We start from the raw sequence: 17,792 nt of genomic DNA, 5'->3' as shown, positions 1-17,792 counted from the left end.
CTTGTTGCCACACTGGCCGATTTTGTGGCGAAGGCAAGGCGGCGCGGCCATCAGACAAACAGCCCGCGCTCTCTCTCGACCGCCTTGGTGATGAAGTTGGCGACGATCTGCACGCGGCGCAGCGGCCGGACCGATTCATGATAGACCAGCCAGTAGGCGCGGCGGATCGGCGTCACGATGTCGACGGGGATCAGCTCCGGCATCGAGCGGGCGACAAAGGTGTGCAAGATGCCGATGCCAGCGCCCGACCGCACCGCTTCGGCCTGGCCCAGCGCTGAGGAGATGGCGAAGCTGGTGCGCCAGTCCGGGCTGAACTCTGCCGCATAGTCGAGCGACGGGCTGACGATCAGGTCTGGGACATAGCCGATCAGCGTATGCTGGCCGAGTTCGGCAGCGGTTTCGGGTAAGCCGTGCGCCTGCGCATAGGCGCGCGAGGCAAACAGGCCGAGTGTGTAGTCGACCAGCTTTCCCGCCACCAGCCTGCCTTCGCTCGGCCGCTCGACGGTGATGGCGATGTCGGCCTCGCGCCGCGACAGCGAGAAGGAGCGCGGCACCGGCACCAGTTGGATGGTGAGTTCGCGGTGCAGCGCGGTCAGCGCGCCAAGACGCGTGGCGAGGAATGCGACGCCAAACCCGTCGGGCGCGCCGATGCGCACGGTGCCTGAGATATCGTCGCCTTCGCCCGACACGGCGGAGCGCGCGGCGATCATGTCGGCTTCCATGCGCTCGGCAATGTCGAGAAAGCGCTGGCCGGCCGGCGTCAGCTCGCTGCCGGTGGTAAGCCGGCGAAACAGTTTTGTCCGTAACGCATCCTCAAGCGCTGCGATGCGGCGCGAGACGGTGGCGTGATTGAGTTCCAGCCGCTTGGCGGCGCCAAGGATCTGCCCGGCGCGGGCCACGGCGAGGAAGATGCGGACGTCATCCCAGTTCATGGGGGTGGTCCGGGCTAGCGGCGAACGCGGCGTTCCCGCCCACCCCCCTCTGGCCTGCCGGCCATCTCCCCCGCAAGGAGGGAGATTGGCAGCTCCGCCACCTGCGTCTCTTTTGCTGCGTTGAAGATTTGCGAAGGCGGCGGCCACATCTGATCTCCCCCCTTGCGGGGGAGATGTCCGGCAGGACAGAGGGGGGTGTGACGGAGCGCAACCTTCGGGCCTTTCAGCAATCTGTAATTTGCGGCAATTAATGCACACTCGTCCTTCGTTGTCTATTTCTTGCACAACGGTTGCGTTTCCCCTCGCGTTGCCTTCGCGCCTGCAAAGGCGTTGAATGCTTCATCACAAACTCAGGGAGAGAAACCATGATCGAATACGGTCATTTCATCGGCGGCAAGCATGTCGCCGGGACCAGCGGGCGCAAGCAGGACGTCATGCAGCCCATGGACGGCTCGGTGCGCGGCACGGTGGCGCTGGCGTCGCCGGCGGAACTGCGTGCGGCTGTGCTGAACGCCAAGGAAGCACAGATCAAATGGGCTGCGACCAACCCGCAGCGGCGTGTGCGCGTGCTGATGAAGTTTCTTGAACTGGTTGCTCGCGACTATGACGAACTGGCCGATCTCCTGGCGCGCGAGCACGGCAAGACCATCGCCGACGCCAAGGGCGACATCCAGCGCGGCCTCGAAGTGGTCGAAGTCTGCATCGGTGCGCCTCACATGATGAAGGGCGAGTTCACCGACGGCGCCGGCCCCGGCATCGATGTCTATTCGATGCGCCAGCCGCTTGGCGTCGTTGCCGGCATCACCCCGTTCAATTTCCCGGCGATGATCCCGTTGTGGAAGATTGCCCCGGCGCTGGCCTGCGGCAACGCCTTTATCCTGAAGCCTTCCGAGCGTGACCCTGGCGTGCCGATGCGCATCGCCGAACTGTTCCTCGAGGCTGGCCTGCCGGCTGGCGTTCTCAACGTCGTCAATGGCGACAAGGATGTCGTCGACGCCATCCTCGACGATCCTGATATCAAGGCTATCGGCTTTGTCGGCTCGACGCCGATCGCGCATTACATCTACTCGCGCGGCACGGCCGCGGGAAAACGCGTGCAGTGCTTCGGCGGCGCCAAGAACCACATGATCATCATGCCCGATGCCGACATGGACCAGACCGTCGACGCGCTGATCGGCGCGGGCTACGGCTCGGCCGGCGAGCGCTGCATGGCGATCTCGGTTGCCGTTCCCGTCGGCAACGACACCGCCAACCGGCTGATGGAAAAGCTGATCCCGCGTGTCGAAAGCCTCAAGGTCGGCCCGTCGACGGATTCGTCCGCCGATTTCGGCCCGCTGGTGACGGCGCAGGCATTGGAACGCGTCAAGGGTTATGTCGACACCGGCGTCAAGGAAGGCGCCAAGCTGGTCGTCGATGGCCGCGGCTTCTCCATGCAGGGCTACGAGGATGGCTACTATATGGGCGGCTGCCTGTTCGACAATGTGACCGCTGACATGCGCATCTACAAGGAAGAGATCTTTGGTCCGGTGCTGTCGGTGGTGCGTGCGCCGACCTATGAGAGCGCCATCAAGCTCGCCAACGATCATGAGATGGGCAATGGCGTGGCCATCTTCACCCGTGACGGGGATGCTGCTCGTGATTTTGCTTCGCGCGTCCAGGTCGGCATGGTCGGCATCAACGTGCCGATCCCGGTTCCGATCGCTTACTACACGTTCGGCGGCTGGAAGGCGTCGTCCTTCGGCGACCTCAACCAGCACGGCCCGGACGCGTTCCGCTTCTACACCAAGACCAAGACGGTGACCTCGCGCTGGCCCTCCGGCGTCAAGGACGGTGCCGAGTTCGTCATCCCGACGATGAACTGACCGGACGATTTCGAAGATCGGCAAGAAGGCCTGGGTTCAACGTCCTGGGCCTTTCTTTGTACGAAACCGACATTGGCCATCACGTTAAAGCGATGGAACCAAGAGCCTGTCATCTGCCTTAAATTGCATTCCTGCCGTGGTGCAGGCCATCAAAATAGCGCCGGTTGCAGCCGGGGTTCTCGTCTGGCGCAAGGAGGTGTCAGATGACACGACGTCTTGTGGCGGCGATGTTCTTTGCGGTGTTCGCGATGTCCGGCATCGCCCAGGCCAAAGCCGATCAATGCGCGGCGCGGACCGACCTGGTCAAGGCGCTCGGCGAGAAGTTCCACGAAAGCCAAGCCGCACGTGGCCTGGTGAACCCGAATGTGGTGCTTGAGATCTTCGTCTCCGACCAGGGCACCTGGACCATCCTGGCCACCGACACACGCGGCCAAAGCTGCATCATCACGGCTGGCGAAGGCTGGGACGGGGCGGCTATGGCAGCAGTCTTGCCGGGCACCTGATAAAGACCGGTCGGAAGTCTGGAGCAGAGACGGAGTTCAGCGTGTGGCGGCCACTTCGGCATGGCCGCGCAGCAGTGCCATAAGGCGTTTGGCGTCCTTGGCGGCAGCCTCTTCGTCACCGGCCAGGATCGAGCGGATTAGCGCGACGTGGTGTTCGGCCGATTCGGCCAGTCCTGTGTCGGCCTTGTAGCGGAACCAGAAGCGGCGGCTGTGGGTCTGCAGGGGCGCGGCCAGACGGGCCGCAAACGGGTTGTCGGCGGCCATCGCCAAGGCCTCGTCGAGCGCCTTGTCGGCCTGGATGAAGGCCAGCACATTGCCCGAGATGACGGCCTTCTGCATGGCAAGGGCTGCCTCATGAAACAGGTCGGCGGCCTCACGGGTGACGAAGCGGGCGGCCGAGCGCGCCAGCACCACCTCGACACCGCGCCTGGCATCCAGCACGCGCAGCCAGTCGCCGGGATGCAGCGGGGCAATGGCGATGCCGGCGCGTGGCCTGACATCCAGCAGTCCTTCCCAGGCGAGGCGCTGGATCGCTTCGCGCACCGGCGTGCGTCCTAGCGCCAGCTTTTCGATCAGCGCGCCTTCCGTCACGAAGCTCGCCGGCGCCAGTTCCAGCGTCACGATCATATGCTCGAGTACATGGTAGGCCTTGGCGGCGGCCGGCTCGGGGTATGCTGTCTCACTGAATATCAAAGGTGGGCTCCTGATATATCTTCCATATATCACAACGGATTCCGCATTGACAGCCGGTTTTCCAACAGATATACGCCTGATATATCAGATGGAGAGACGATCATGTGGACCGGAGTTTTCCCCGCCGTCACGACCAAATTCACCGAAGACGACCGCCTCGACCATGCCGAAATGGAGCGCTGCTTTGCGTTGCAGATGGAGGCAGGCTGCGACGGTATCATCGTCTGCGGTTCGCTCGGCGAAGGGCCGATGCTGTCGCATGACGAGAAGATCGAGGTGCTGAAGACTGCCCAGAAAGTTGCCGGCAGCAAGCCGGTTCTGCTGACGGTCAACGAGGCAGGCACCCGGGAGGCGGCGAGCATCGCAAAGCGCGCGAGCCGGGAAGGCGCCAACGGGCTGATGGTGGTGCCGAGCCCGATCTATCACACCAACCCGGAAGAGACGGTCGCCGCCTTGCGCGCCGTCGCTCAGGCCGGCGACCTGCCGGTGATGATCTACTCCAACCGCCTCGCCTACCGCGTCGACGTTACCGTCGGCCAGATGGAAGAACTGGCCGCCGACAAGCGCTTCGTCGCCATCAAGGAGTCCTCCGACGACATCCGCCGCTCGACAGAGATCATCAACCGCTTCGGCGACCGCTACGATCTGTTCACCGGCGTCGACAATCTCGCCTTCGAGGCGCTGTCGGTGGGCGCCATCGGCTGGGTGGCGGGTCTGGTCGTCGCCTTCCCGCGCGAGACAGTCGCCATCTACCAGTTGATGAAGCAGGGCCGCCGCGAGGAGGCGCTTTCGATCTATCGCTGGTTCCGGCCGCTGCTCGATCTCGATGTCTCGACCTATCTGGTCCAAAACATCAAGCTTGCCGAAGTGCTCGCGATCGACACAAATGACCGCGTGCGCATGCCGCGCCAGCCGCTGTCGGGCGAGCGCCGCAAAGCGATCGAGAAGATCGTCAAGGACGCGCTGGCGGTACGGCCGAAGCTGCCGCAGTTCTGAAGGCTTTCTTCTCCCCGTGCACGTGCACGGGGAGAAGATGGCGGCAGCCAGATGAGGGGCAGCGCCGACGTGCAAGGAAATTCCAGGGACACAGAGGAGGGCCGCCGCCCCTCATCCGCCCTTAGGGCCCCTTCTCCCCGTGAACGGGGAGAGAGGGTAGATATCGCCATTGTCGGTGGCGGCATTGTCGGCATCTGCGCGGCGGCCATGCTGGCCGAGGCCGGGCGCAGCGTCACGGTCTTCGACCGCACCGGCATCTGCAAGGAGACGAGCTCCGGCAATGCCGCCGCCTTCGCCTTCTCCGACGTGCTGCCGCTGGCGCATAAGGGCATGATGCGGCACTTGCCGAAATGGCTTGCCGATCCGCTCGGGCCACTCAGCATCCCGCCGGCCTACTTGCCGAAGCTGTTGCCTTGGCTGTTGCGCTTCTGGCGCGCTGGCGCACCAGAAAAATATGAGGCGAGCCTTGCTGCTCAGGCAGGCATGATGAAGCTCGCCGAGGCTGAATGGATGGGCCTGCTCGACCGTTCCGGCACGCGGCTGATGCTGCGCGAGGACGGCTCGCTGGAGCTTTATGAAAGCGAGGCCGAATTTCAGGCCGGGCTGCCGGGCTGGGCGGCGCGCGAGCGCTTCGGCATCGGCTTTCGCCATGTCGAAGGCGACGAACTGGCGCGGCTGCAGCCGGGACTGTCGCCGCGCTTCATCAAGGGCACCTTCGTGCCGGGCTGGAAGACCGTCGCCGATCCGAAACTGCTCGGCAAGGGGGTGTGGGCCTATGCCGAAAGGCTGGGCGCGCGTTTCGAAAAGGCGCGCATAGAGCGCGTCGCCGCCAATCCTGATGGCGCGACGCTGACGCTGACGGACGGCACGACCAGGCAGGCAAGACATCTTGTCGTGGCCGCCGGGGCATGGTCGCATCTGCTGACGAAGGCGCTTGGCGACACCATCCCGCTCGAAACCGAGCGCGGCTACAACACGACACTGCCGAAGACCGCTTTCGACGTGCAGCGGATGCTGATCTTTTCCGGCCATGGCTTCGTCATCACGCCACTCGAGACGGGCTTGCGCGTCGGCGGCGCCGTCGAGTTGGGCGGTCTCGACCGGCCGCCGAATTTTGCGCGCTCGAAGGCCATGCTGGAAAAAGCCAGACAGTTCCTTCCGGGGCTGGACGCGTCAGGCGGCCGCGAGTGGATGGGCTATCGCCCGTCGCTGCCGGATTCGCTGCCGGTGATCGGCACGGCGCGAACCGCGCCCAACATTGTCTACGCCTTCGGCCATGGCCATCTCGGCCTGACCCAGGCGGCGGCCACCGGCCGCTTGATCCGCAATCTTGTTCTCGGGCAAACTTCGCCGATCGATCTTGCTCCCTTCAGCCCGCAACGGTTTTGAGTTCGAGGAAATCATGGCCAAAAAATCCTTCTTTTGCATCGACGGCCATACCTGCGGCAATCCGGTGCGGCTGGTCGCCGGCGGCGGCCCTTTGCTTCAGGGGTCGACGATGATGGAGCGGCGGGCGCATTTCCTGGCGGAGTATGACTGGATCCGCACCGGGCTGATGTTCGAGCCGCGCGGCCACGATGTCATGTCGGGCTCGATCCTCTATCCGCCGACGCGCGAGGATTGCGACATAGCCATCCTGTTCATCGAGACGTCGGGCTGCCTGCCGATGTGCGGCCACGGCACGATCGGCACGGTGACGATGGCCATCGAACATGGGCTGATCAAGCCGAAGACACCCGGCGTGCTCCGGCTCGACACACCGGCCGGGCTGGTTATCGCCGAATACAAACAAGTCGGCGACTATGTCGAGGAGGTGCGCATCACGAATGTGCCGTCCTTCCTTTATGCCGAGGGACTGACGGTCGACTGCCCGCAGCTTGGCGAGATCACTGTCGATGTCGCCTATGGCGGCAATTTCTACGCAATCGTCGAGCCGCAGGCGAATTTTCGCGACATCGCTGATTATTCCGCCGGCGATTTCATCGCCTGGAGCCCCGTGGTGCGGCAGCGGCTCAACGAGAAGTACTCGTTCGTGCATCCGGAAAACCCCGGCATCAACCGGCTGTCCCACATGCTGTGGACGGGCAAGCCGACGGTAGCGGGCGCGGATGCGCGCAACGCCGTCTTCTATGGCGACAAGGCCATCGACCGTTCACCTTGCGGCACCGGCACCTCGGCGCGCATGGCGCAGCTCCATGCCAAGGGCAAGCTCAAGGCCGGCGACAGTTTTGTCCACGAATCGATCATCGGCTCGCTGTTCAAGGGCAAGGTCGAGAAGGACGTCACTGTTGCCGGCAAGCCGGCCATCATTCCCTCGATCGGCGGCTGGGCGCGGATGACCGGCCTGAACACCATATTCATCGACGACCGCGATCCGTTCGCGCACGGTTTTGTGGTTAAGTGATACGGTAGGCTGCCGATCATCCACCGAGACGAAGACTTGGACCCAGAGCGGGACCTCTTGGCGAAACCAGTCAGCGAAAGGTTAGCGCGTTGGGCGAGGCATCCACCGCCATAGTCGGAAGTAACCCATGTTGCAGCTGGTCAGTACGGAATGTGGCTAAAAAACGAAACCCGCCAACAACGCAAAGATTCGTCTCATCACCTAATTTTGACCGGGATTTCTTCGAAATGAGGTCGCTGGTCCGGCTGAATCGTCAAAGACATTGCGTTATGCCAATGATAGGGTCCGCGATAGTCCAGGGGTCGGGAGCAAAAAAACGGGCAATCGGAAGGCGTGCCGGCAAAACACGCTCGACGTTTGAAAAATCACGTTGCAATCCGGGCTCGAAACTTTACGACTAGGGGAAATACGAAAAGGAATGCGTCTGCATGGGCGACATTCCAGGGGAGCCATGTACACATGCAGTACTTTGTCCAGCAGCTTATCAATGGGCTGACGCTGGGATCGATCTATGGGCTGATCGCAATCGGCTACACGATGGTCTACGGCATCATCGGCATGATCAACTTCGCCCACGGCGACATTTTCATGGTCGGGGCATTCGCCGCCCTCGTTGTCTTCCTCATCCTCGGCTCCTTGTTCTATTCGGTCCCGGTCGTCCTGGCGCTGCTGATCATGATGATCGTGGCGATGCTGCTCACCAGCCTCTACAACTGGACGATCGAGAAGGTGGCCTACCGGCCGCTGCGCGGTTCGTTCCGGCTGGCGCCGCTGATCACCGCCATCGGCATGTCGATCGCGCTGTCGAACTTCATCCAGGTGACGCAAGGTCCGCGCAACAAGCCGATCCCGCCGATGGTCAGCCAAGTCTACAACATCAACGGCATCAGCGTGTCGCTGAAGCAGATCATCATCGTCGTCGTCACCGCCCTGCTGCTGGCGCTGTTCTGGTACCTGGTCAACAGGACTTCCCTCGGCCGGGCGCAAAGGGCGTGCGAGCAGGACCGCAAGATGGCGGCGCTGCTCGGTGTCGATGTCGACCGTACGATCTCGATCACCTTTATCATGGGTGCAGCGCTTGCGGCCGTCGCGGGCACGTTGTTCCTGATGTATTACGGCGTCATCGCCTTTTCCGACGGCTTTGTGCCGGGGGTCAAGGCCTTCACCGCGGCCGTTCTCGGCGGCATCGGGTCTCTGCCGGGCGCGGTGCTTGGCGGGCTTTTGATCGGCTTCATCGAGAGCATGTGGTCGGCGTATTTCTCGATCGACTACAAGGACGTCGCGGCGTTCTCGATCCTGGCGATCGTGCTGATCTTCCTGCCTTCCGGCATTTTGGGCCGGCCAGAAGTCGAAAAGGTCTGAGACAATGGCGGTTTCCGTATCCTCGGAGCGCGACACCGTCGCCTCCCCCGTGCAGCGTGCATTGCGCGAAGCGTTCTATGCCGGCGCCATCTCGCTGGGGTTGTTCATTCTCTTCATCGGCCTGAAGACCGACCAGAACATAAGCAACCAGCTGATCCTGGTGCAGCGCTGGTTGCTGCTCATCACCGTGGTCGTGCTGACCATGCTTGGCCGCTTCTTCTACATTGCATATGGCCAGCCGTTCATGGCCAATCAGAAGATCACCAATGTCGCCACCGGCCTGTTGCCGGCGAGCGTCGCGTCGCGCTTCTTCCTGCTTCCGGCCTTCATCGTCGCCGTTGTGCTGGCGGTTGTCCTCGTTGCGTTCGGCAGCGCCCTGCCGGTGTTGGTGGGACCCGATCTGGCCGGCTACCTTCAGTTCCTGCGCGCATTGGCCGTCATTTACGCGCTCGCTTGCGTGATCTTCTATTTCCGCTCCTTCATCCACGCCAATTTCACCAAGCTCGGGATTGCGGCGCTGGTGCTATACCCGATCCTCGTCGTCGTGGTGCTGTCGATCTACGCGTGGTCGATAACCGGCGGCCTGCAGGGCTCGTTGAAGTGGGTCGACAATTTCGGCATCCAGATCCTGATCTATGTGATGCTGGCCTGGGGGCTGAACATCGTCGTCGGCCTCGCCGGCCTGCTCGATCTCGGCTACGTCGCCTTTTACGCGGTCGGTGCCTATGCCTATGCGTTGCTCGGTTCGCAATACGGCCTGTCGTTCTGGATCCTGCTGCCCGCCGCCGGCGCCATGGCCGCCTTCTGGGGCGTTATGCTCGGCTTTCCGGTGCTCAGGCTTCGTGGCGATTACCTGGCGATCGTGACGCTGGCCTTCGGCGAGATCATCCGCCTGGTGCTGATCAACTGGCGTGAAGTCACCAACGGCTCGGCCGGCATCTCCGGCATCCCGAAGGTCACCTTCTTCGGCCTGATGACGTTTAATTCGACCGACCCGAACTATATCGGCAAGGTGCTGCACATCGCCCAGTCAAGCGCCTACTACAAGATCTTCCTCTACTATCTCATTCTCGGGCTGGCGCTGCTGACCGCCTTCGTCACCATCAGGCTCAGGCGCATGCCTGTCGGCCGCGCCTGGGAGGCGCTGCGCGAGGACGAGATTGCCTGCCGCTCGCTTGGCATCAACACCACCACCACCAAGCTCACCGCCTTTGCCACCGGCGCCATGTTCGGCGGTTTTGCCGGCGCCTTCTTCGCCGCACGGCAAGGCTTCGTCAGCCCTGAATCCTTCGTCTTCCTGGAATCGGCGATCATCCTGGCCATCGTGGTGCTCGGCGGCATGGGCTCGCTGGTCGGCATCGCGGTCGCCGCGCTGGTGATGATCGGCGGCACCGAGGCACTGCGCGAACTCGATTTCCTGAAAAGTGTCTTCGGAAAAGATTTCACGCCGGAGCTTTACCGCATGCTTTTGTTCGGCATGGCGATGGTCATCGTAATGCTGTGGAAGCCGCGCGGCTTTGTCGGCAGCCGTGAACCGACGGCCTTCCTCAGTGAACGAAAAGCGGTCTCCTCCTCCTTCACCAAGGAAGGGCACGGCTGATGAGCGCGACCTCCATTCAGAAGACCAATCCGGGTATGAAAGACGCCATCCTCCAGGTCGAGCATCTTTCGATGAAGTTCGGCGGCCTGATCGCCATCGGCGATCTGTCGTTCCAGGCCAAGCGCGGCGAGATCACCGCTCTGATCGGACCCAATGGCGCCGGCAAGACCACCGTCTTCAATTGCATCACCGGCTTCTACAAGCCGTCGGAAGGCATGATTACGCTCAACCGGGCCGACGGCTCGAGCTTCCTGCTCGAACGGCTGCCCAATCATGAGATCCCGGCGCGCGCCAAGGGGGCGCGCACCTTCCAGAACATCCGCCTGTTCTCGGGCATGACGCTGCTGGAGAATCTGCTGGTTGCCCAGCACAACAAGCTGATGAAGGCATCCGGCTATACGATCCTGGGCCTGTTCGGGATCGGCGGCTACCGCAGAGCCTCGGCTGAATCGGTGGAGCTTGCCAAGCACTGGCTGGAGAAGGCCGATCTTGTCGATCGCGCCGACGATCCGGCCGGCGACCTGCCCTATGGCGCGCAGCGGCGCCTCGAGATTGCGCGCGCCATGTGCACAGGGCCCGAACTTCTGTGCCTCGACGAGCCTGCGGCCGGTCTCAATCCGAAGGAGTCGGCTGCGCTGAATTCGCTGCTGATGGACATCAAGAGCAGTACCTCGATCCTGCTGATCGAACATGACATGTCGGTGGTCATGCAGATTTCCGACCATGTCGTGGTGCTTGAATATGGCCGCAAGATTTCCGACGGCAGCCCGCAATCGGTGCGTACCGACCCGCGCGTCATCGCCGCCTATCTCGGCGTCGACGACGAGGAGGTCGAGACGGTGCTGACCGAGGTTGGCGATGAAGACGTCATCGAGCAGCTGGACATCGGGCCGGATTCGGCTCACGGACCAGGCACATCGTCTTCCTATCTCGCCGGCCCGGTAAGCGACACGATCGGCCACAGCCAGGGCGAGCGGGTCACAGTGTCGAAGGGAGCTTCAAAAGCCACCCAATACGATACAAGAGCCAACTCCGCGCCAAGAGCACCGTCCGAGCGTCTAACGGCCAAGTCCAAGCCGGCGGCCACCAAATCCCCGACAGGCAAGCCGCGCGGAGGGCGTAAGTGATGGCCGAGACAACGCTCCTCGACATCAAGGGCGTCGAGACCTACTACGGCAACATCAAGGCGCTGAACGGCGTCGATGTCCACGTCAACCAGGGCGAGATCGTCGCGCTGATCGGTGCCAACGGTGCCGGCAAGTCGACGCTGATGATGACCATCTTCGGTGCGCCGCGCGCTCGTGCCGGCTCAATCACTTTCGCCGGCACCGACATCACCCAGATGCCGACGCACGAGATCGCCCGCATGCGTATCGCGCAGTCGCCGGAAGGCAGGCGCATTTTCCCGCGCATGACGGTGATGGAAAACCTGCAGATGGGCGCCGGTCTCGACAATCTCAAGCACTATGACGAGGATGCCGAGAAGGTGTTCGCGCTGTTCCCGCGCCTCAAGGAGCGCATTGCCCAGCGCGGCGGCACGCTGTCGGGCGGTGAGCAGCAGATGCTGTCGATCGGACGTGCGCTGATGGCGCGGCCTAAGCTGCTGTTGCTCGACGAGCCGTCGCTGGGTCTGGCGCCGCTGATCGTCAAGCAGATCTTCGATGCCATCCGCGAGCTGAACCGCACGCAAGGGCTGACTGTGTTCCTGGTCGAGCAGAACGCCTTCGGCGCGCTCAAGCTCGCCACGCGCGGCTATGTCATGGTCAACGGCAACGTGACCATGAGCGGCACAGGCAAGGAATTGCTCGCCAATCCGGAAGTGCGGGCGGCCTATCTCGAAGGCGGCCATCACTGATTTTGGAGCGGAATGTATGCATACGGTATTCCGCTCCAACTTGTTTGTTTGTCGCATGACCTTTGTCCGAAAAGTCTGCAACTTTTCGGGATCATGCTAGGGAGTCTTCATCATGCAAGGCATTCTTCACGAGGAACCTTCCATCTGGCAGTTCTTCTTCGTCACCTGTCTGCTCGGCGGCTGGGCGGCATGGATGACCGGCAAGGCCAGCGCCCAGACATGGCGCAGCCTGCCGGCGCTGTTCGCCTATCTGCTGGGCCTCGGCATCGGCATCAGGTTCATCCATCATGCCTTGTTCGGCGGCACGATGTTTTCGCTGCAATACTATGTCGTGGACACAATCGTGCTCATGATATTGGGGTTTGTCGGCTATCAATACACGCGTACGAACCAGATGGTGACGCAGTATAATTGGCTTTACGAACGGGCTTCGATCTTAAGCTGGAAACCGAAAGGTTGACGTTCATCATTAACGCCGTTCCGGGGATGAATCGGCGTGACAAGGGCCTGAAAATCGGCAAAGTACGCTTTCTGCGATAAGGGTGGGCATCGCATGAAAGTTTCATCCACGCCCACCTCGTAAATGGGAGCGTTTAAATGAAGAAATCACTTTTGTCCGCCGTTGCCCTGACCGCGCTTGTCGCGTTCGGTGGCAATGCATGGGCTGACGTTATCGTCGGCGTCGCAGGTCCGATCACCGGTCCGAATGCGGCCTTCGGTGCGCAGCTGCAGAAGGGTGCGGAAGCGGCCGTTGCCGACATCAACGCCGCAGGCGGCATGAACGGCGAGCAGATCAAGCTCGAAGTCGGCGACGACGTCTCCGATCCGAAGCAGGGAATTTCGGTCGGCAACAAGTTCGTCGGCGACGGCGTGAAGTTCGTGATCGGCCACTTCAACTCGGGCGTCTCGATCCCGGTTTCGCAGGAAGTCTACGTCGACAACAACATCGTCGAAGTAACCCCGGCGGCGACCAACCCGAAATTCACCGAGCGCGGCCTGTGGAACGTGTTCCGCACCTGCGGACGCGATGACCAGCAGGGCGGCATCGCCGGCGGCTATATCGCGACCAACTTCAAGGACGCCAAGGTTGCCGTCATCCACGACAAGACCCCCTATGGTCAGGGCCTTGCCGACGAGACCAAGAAGGCGATGAACGCAGCCGGTCTGACCGAAGTCATGTATGAAGGCGTCAATGTCGGCGACAAGGACTTCTCGGCGCTGATCGCCAAGATGAAGGACGCCGGCGTCACCCTGATCTATTGGGGCGGCCTGCACACTGAAGCCGGCCTGATCATCCGCCAGTCGGCGGACCAGGGCCTCAAGGCTACCCTGATGTCAGGCGACGGCATCGTTACCGACGAGTTGGCTGCGATCGCCGGCGATGCGGTTATCGGTACGCTCAACACCTTCGGTCCAGATCCGCGTCTGATCCCCGAGAACAAGGCACTGGTCGAGAAGTTCCGCGCCCAGGGCTTCGAGCCGGAAGCCTACACTCTCTACTCCTACGCCGCCATGCAGGTGATCGCCGAGGCCGCTGCCGTGGCCAAGTCGAACGACCCCGTGGAAGTGGCCAAGGCGCTGCACGAGAAGGGTCCGTTCAAGACCGTTCTGGGCGATCTCGCCTATGACGCGAAGGGCGATCCGAAGCTCCCGGGCTACATCATGTACGAATGGAAGAAGGGTCCGGACGGCAAGATCTCCTGGTTCCCGAAGTCGTAATTCGGGACACAGCTCTATGGAATGCCCGGCGCTCGCGCCGGGCATTTTTCTTTGGTGACAGGGCGCAGCGAGGGTGGCTGGATAAGCCGCTAGCCGGGTCGAATTTGTGCGGGCACGACAATTAGCGTCACCTCGCGACGCCAATCGCACGCATCTTTTCGATCGGTGGTGCTAGAATCGCATTTAAATCGGTTTAACCTCTCCCCGATTTTGGTTGCACTGCAGCATTTTCGCGTTAATCATGCCTCTGCCCCACCCTCCTGTCCGGAGCCTGCTTCCTTGGCCATCACGAAGATCCTCGTCGCCAACCGGTCCGAAATTGCCATCCGCGTCTTTCGCGCGGCCAACGAGCTCGGCCTCAAAACCGTGGCGATCTGGGCCGAGGAGGACAAATATTCGCTGCATCGGTTCAAGGCCGATGAAAGCTACCAGGTCGGGCGCGGGCCGCATCTGGCCAGGGACATGGGGCCGATCGAAAGCTATCTGTCGATCGAGGAAGTGATCCGCGTCGCCAGGCTGTCCGGCGCCGACGCCATCCATCCAGGCTATGGCCTTCTGTCGGAAAGCCCTGAATTCGCAGATGCCTGCGCCGAGGCCGGCATCACCTTCATCGGACCGAAGCCCGACACGATGCGCCGGCTCGGCAACAAGGTCGCCGCGCGCAATCTGGCCATCGAGGTCGGCGTGCCGGTGGTGCCGGCAACCGAACCGCTGCCGGACGACATGGAAGCAGTCAAGCAGCTCGCCAAGACAGTCGGCTATCCGGTGATGCTCAAGGCATCATGGGGCGGCGGCGGGCGCGGCATGCGCGCCATCCGCGCGGAAGCCGACCTCGCCCGCGAGGTGATGGAAGGCAAGCGCGAGGCCAAGGCCGCCTTCGGCAAGGACGAGGTCTATCTCGAAAAGCTGATCGAGCGCGCTCGCCATGTCGAGGTCCAGGTGCTCGGCGACACGCATGGCAACGCTGTACATCTATTCGAGCGCGACTGCTCGATCCAGCGCCGCAACCAGAAGGTCGTCGAACGGGCGCCGGCGCCCTATCTCAGCGAGGCATTGCGCCATGAGCTTTGCGGCTATGCGCTCAAGATCGCGCGCGAGACCAGCTATATCGGCGCCGGTACGGTGGAATTCCTGCAGGACGCCGACACCGGCAAATTCTACTTCATCGAGGTCAATCCGCGCATCCAGGTCGAGCACACCGTCACCGAGCAGGTGACCGGCATCGACATCGTCAAGGCGCAGATCCACATACTGGACGGCTTTGCCATCGGCACGAAAGAGTCGGGCGTGCCGGCGCAGGCCGACATCAGGCTGAACGGTCATGCGCTGCAGTGCCGCATCACGACCGAGGATCCGGAGCATAGTTTCATTCCGGACTACGGCCGCATCACCGCTTATCGCGAAGCCGCCGGTTTCGGCATCCGCCTCGACGGCGGCACCGCCTATTCGGGCGCGGTCATCACCCGCTTCTACGATCCGCTGCTGGAGAAGGTGACTGCCTGGGCGCCGACACCGGCCGAGGCGATCGCCCGCATGAATCGGGCCCTGCGCGAGTTCCGCATCCGCGGCGTGGCCACCAACCTCACCTTCCTCGAGGCAATCATCAACCACCCGCGCTTCGCCGACAATTCCTACACGACCAGGTTCATCGACACGACGCCGGAGCTGTTCGCGCAGGTGAAGCGGCAGGACCGCGCCACCAAGCTGCTCAACTATCTGGCCGACGTCAGCGTCAACGGCCATCCCGAAACCCGCGGCCGACCGATGCCCAAGACCGATGCGGCAGCGCCTGTCGTGCCCTATCTCAACGGCAATGTGCCTGATGGCAGCAAGCAGAAGCTAGACGCGTTGGGGCCGGAGAAATTCGCTGCCTGGATGCGTGAGCAAAAAGAGGTGCTTGTCACCGACACGACGATGCGCGACGGTCACCAGTCGCTGCTCGCCACCCGCATGCGCACGCATGACATTGCCGGCATTGCCGGTACCTATGCGCGCGCGCTGCCGCGGCTGCTGTCGCTGGAATGCTGGGGCGGCGCCACTTTCGACGTCGCCATGCGCTTCCTCACCGAGGATCCGTGGGAGCGGTTGAGCAAAGTGCGCGAAGCGGCCCCCAACCTTTTGCTGCAGATGCTTCTGCGCGGCGCCAATGGCGTCGGCTACACCAACTATCCCGACAATGTCGTGCAACATTTCGTCAGCCAGGCAGCGGCCGGTGGGGTCGACCTGTTCCGCGTCTTCGACTGCCTGAACTGGGTCGAGAATATGCGCGTCGCCATGGACGCGGTGGGCGCGGAGGGCAAGCTGGTCGAAGCGGCGATCTGCTACACCGGCGACATCCTCGATCCGGCGCGCGCCAAATACGACCTTAAATACTATGTCGGGTTGGCGAAGGAATTGCAGGCAGCCGGCGCCCATATCATCGCCGTCAAGGACATGGCCGGGCTTTTGAAGCCGGCTGCCGCCCGCGTGCTGTTCAAGGCGCTGCGCGAGGCGACCGACCTGCCGATCCATTTCCACACCCACGACACGTCAGGCCTGTCGGCGGCGACGGTGCTGGCCGGCGTGGAAAGCGGCGTCGACGCCATCGACGCGGCGATGGATTCCTTCTCCGGCAACACCTCGCAGCCTTGCCTGGGCTCGATCGTCGAGGCGCTGAAGGGAACCGAGCGCGATCCCGGCCTCGATCCGCAATGGATCCGCAAAATCTCCTTCTACTGGGAAGCGGTGCGCAACCAGTATGCCGCCTTCGAAAGCGACCTCAAGGGGCCAGCCTCGGAAGTCTATCTGCACGAAATGCCGGGCGGCCAGTTCACCAACCTCAAGGAACAGGCGCGTTCGCTGGGGCTGGAAACGCGTTGGCACGAGGTGGCACAAGCCTATCACGACGTCAATTTGATGTTCGGTGACATCGTCAAGGTGACGCCGTCGTCCAAGGTGGTCGGCGACATGGCGCTGATGATGGTGAGCCAGGATCTGACCGTTGCCGACGTCGAAAACCCAGCCAAGGACATCGCCTTCCCGGACTCGGTCGTCTCGATGCTGCGCGGCGATCTCGGCCAGTCGCCCGGCGGCTGGCCTGCGAAGCTGCAGAAGAAGGCACTGAAGGAAAGCAAGCCGATCACCGAGCGCCCGGGCTCGCTGCTCAAGCCAGCCGACCTCAAGGCCAGCCGCAAGGAGATCGAGCAGAAGCTGGAGCGCAAGCTCTCGGAGTACGAATTCGCCTCCTGGCTGATGTATCCGAAGGTGTTCACCGACTTCGCCGCCGCGCAGGAAACCTACGGGCCGGTCAGTGTGCTGCCGACGCCGACCTATTTCTACGGCATGAAGTCCGAAGACGAGATCTTCCTGGACATCGAAAAAGGCAAGACGCTTGTAGTGCGCTGCCTTGCGATCGGCGACGTCGATGAGAAGGGCATGGTCACCGTGTTCTTCGAGCTCAACGGCCAGCCGCGCCGTGTCCGGGTGCCGGACAGGGCGCATGGCGCCTCGGCGGCCAAGGCTCGGCGCAAGGCCGAGCCCGGCAACGAGGCGCATGTCGGCGCGCCGATGCCGGGCGTGGTCTCCGCCCTTTCGGTTGCCGCCGGCCAAGCGGTCAAGGCCGGCGACGTGCTGTTGTCGATCGAAGCCATGAAGATGGAGACGGCCCTGCATGCCGAGCGCGACGGCACAGTGGCCGAAGTGCTGGTCAAGGCCGGCGATCAGATCGATGCGAAGGATCTGTTGATCGCGTTTGGCTGACGCGCGGATCCATCACACTGGGGACGGCTGGCAGCAGCCGTTCACGAAGCGCCGATAATGGCTTGACCCGCCGCGCCTGCTCGGGCATCGAACCCGCTCCCAATTTACCGCCCAGAATCGCGGTGCTT

At 62.7% G+C, this 17,792-nt stretch carries 13 protein-coding genes and 1 pseudogene; 12 read left to right on the top strand and 2 right to left on the bottom strand.

What is annotated here, in order from left to right; translation table 11 throughout:
• Positions 1-50: 50 nt before the first annotated feature.
• Entirely contained in the window at positions 51-932 is an 882-nt protein-coding gene (locus NKH35_RS08990; RefSeq protein WP_023693153.1) for a LysR family transcriptional regulator, read from the bottom strand.
• A gap of 365 nt (positions 933-1,297) precedes the next feature.
• Between NKH35_RS08990 and NKH35_RS08985 the strand changes: the two genes are divergently transcribed.
• Together NKH35_RS08985 and NKH35_RS08980 are read left to right on the top strand one after the other, a co-directional pair.
• A complete protein-coding gene (locus NKH35_RS08985) occupies positions 1,298-2,794 on the top strand; it encodes a CoA-acylating methylmalonate-semialdehyde dehydrogenase (protein ID WP_023684131.1) in 1,497 nt (498 codons plus the stop codon).
• Positions 2,795-2,997: 203 nt separating this feature from the next.
• Positions 2,998-3,297: a hypothetical protein gene (locus tag NKH35_RS08980; protein WP_023728657.1), complete on the top strand. Its 300-nt coding sequence runs from the start codon at positions 2,998-3,000 to the stop codon at positions 3,295-3,297.
• 36 nt (positions 3,298-3,333) lie between these two features.
• On the opposite strand, the gene NKH35_RS08975 is transcribed toward NKH35_RS08980, so the two are convergent.
• Positions 3,334-4,023, bottom strand: a complete 690-nt coding sequence (locus NKH35_RS08975; RefSeq protein WP_196813863.1) for a GntR family transcriptional regulator — start codon at positions 4,021-4,023, stop codon at positions 3,334-3,336.
• A gap of 69 nt (positions 4,024-4,092) precedes the next feature.
• On the opposite strand from NKH35_RS08975, the gene NKH35_RS08970 reads away from it, so the two are divergent.
• From NKH35_RS08970 to pyc, 10 genes and pseudogenes are all read left to right on the top strand, one after another.
• Complete coding sequence (locus NKH35_RS08970; protein ID WP_023698414.1) at positions 4,093-4,986, top strand: dihydrodipicolinate synthase family protein; 894 nt, start codon at positions 4,093-4,095, stop codon at positions 4,984-4,986.
• A gap of 51 nt (positions 4,987-5,037) precedes the next feature.
• On the top strand, positions 5,038-6,375 hold the full coding sequence (locus tag NKH35_RS08965; protein WP_352914210.1) for an NAD(P)/FAD-dependent oxidoreductase: 1,338 nt from the start codon (positions 5,038-5,040) through the stop codon (positions 6,373-6,375).
• Positions 6,376-6,388: 13 nt separating this feature from the next.
• Positions 6,389-7,390, top strand: a complete 1,002-nt coding sequence (locus NKH35_RS08960; protein WP_352914207.1) for a 4-hydroxyproline epimerase — start codon at positions 6,389-6,391, stop codon at positions 7,388-7,390.
• 459 nt (positions 7,391-7,849) lie between these two features.
• Complete coding sequence (locus NKH35_RS08955; RefSeq protein ID WP_023668715.1) at positions 7,850-8,752, top strand: branched-chain amino acid ABC transporter permease; 903 nt, start codon at positions 7,850-7,852, stop codon at positions 8,750-8,752.
• Positions 8,753-8,756: 4 nt separating this feature from the next.
• A complete protein-coding gene (gene livM / locus NKH35_RS08950) occupies positions 8,757-10,352 on the top strand; it encodes a high-affinity branched-chain amino acid ABC transporter permease LivM (protein ID WP_023668716.1) in 1,596 nt (531 codons plus the stop codon).
• Positions 10,352-11,458, top strand: a pseudogene (locus NKH35_RS08945) (ABC transporter ATP-binding protein); the annotation flags it as partial. The gene livM and the pseudogene NKH35_RS08945, both read left to right, overlap by 1 nt.
• Positions 11,459-11,478: 20 nt before the next feature.
• On the top strand, positions 11,479-12,207 hold the full coding sequence (locus NKH35_RS08940) for an ABC transporter ATP-binding protein (RefSeq protein ID WP_023668718.1): 729 nt from the start codon (positions 11,479-11,481) through the stop codon (positions 12,205-12,207).
• 112 nt (positions 12,208-12,319) lie between these two features.
• Entirely contained in the window at positions 12,320-12,667 is a 348-nt protein-coding gene (locus NKH35_RS08935) for a DUF6867 family protein (protein ID WP_023668719.1), read from the top strand.
• A gap of 137 nt (positions 12,668-12,804) precedes the next feature.
• Complete coding sequence (locus NKH35_RS08930) at positions 12,805-13,926, top strand: branched-chain amino acid ABC transporter substrate-binding protein (RefSeq protein WP_023668720.1); 1,122 nt, start codon at positions 12,805-12,807, stop codon at positions 13,924-13,926.
• 279 nt (positions 13,927-14,205) lie between these two features.
• A complete protein-coding gene (gene pyc / locus NKH35_RS08925; protein ID WP_352914204.1) occupies positions 14,206-17,664 on the top strand; it encodes a pyruvate carboxylase in 3,459 nt (1,152 codons plus the stop codon).
• Positions 17,665-17,792: the final 128 nt, after the last annotated feature.

The organism is Mesorhizobium sp. M1143 (assembly GCF_040318435.1).
Classification (GTDB): Bacteria; Pseudomonadota; Alphaproteobacteria; order Rhizobiales; family Rhizobiaceae; genus Mesorhizobium.
Note: the sequence above shows the minus strand (reverse complement) of the source record. Positions and strands in the feature narration are given on the sequence as shown.

Bases quoted from the DNA above. Each gene is read 5' to 3' on its own strand.
- NKH35_RS08955 (WP_023668715.1), top strand. From the start codon at position 7,850: ATGCAGTACTTTGTCCAGCAGCTTATCAATGGGCTGACGCTGGGATCG.
- NKH35_RS08980 (WP_023728657.1), top strand. From the start codon at position 2,998: ATGACACGACGTCTTGTGGCGGCGATGTTCTTTGCGGTGTTCGCGATG.
- NKH35_RS08965 (WP_352914210.1), top strand. From the start codon at position 5,038: ATGAGGGGCAGCGCCGACGTGCAAGGAAATTCCAGGGACACAGAGGAG.
- NKH35_RS08960 (WP_352914207.1), top strand. From the start codon at position 6,389: ATGGCCAAAAAATCCTTCTTTTGCATCGACGGCCATACCTGCGGCAAT.
- NKH35_RS08970 (WP_023698414.1), top strand. From the start codon at position 4,093: ATGTGGACCGGAGTTTTCCCCGCCGTCACGACCAAATTCACCGAAGAC.
- NKH35_RS08990 (WP_023693153.1), bottom strand. From the start codon at position 932: ATGAACTGGGATGACGTCCGCATCTTCCTCGCCGTGGCCCGCGCCGGG.
- NKH35_RS08930 (WP_023668720.1), top strand. From the start codon at position 12,805: ATGAAGAAATCACTTTTGTCCGCCGTTGCCCTGACCGCGCTTGTCGCG.
- livM (WP_023668716.1), top strand. From the start codon at position 8,757: ATGGCGGTTTCCGTATCCTCGGAGCGCGACACCGTCGCCTCCCCCGTG.
- NKH35_RS08935 (WP_023668719.1), top strand. From the start codon at position 12,320: ATGCAAGGCATTCTTCACGAGGAACCTTCCATCTGGCAGTTCTTCTTC.
- NKH35_RS08985 (WP_023684131.1), top strand. From the start codon at position 1,298: ATGATCGAATACGGTCATTTCATCGGCGGCAAGCATGTCGCCGGGACC.
- NKH35_RS08940 (WP_023668718.1), top strand. From the start codon at position 11,479: ATGGCCGAGACAACGCTCCTCGACATCAAGGGCGTCGAGACCTACTAC.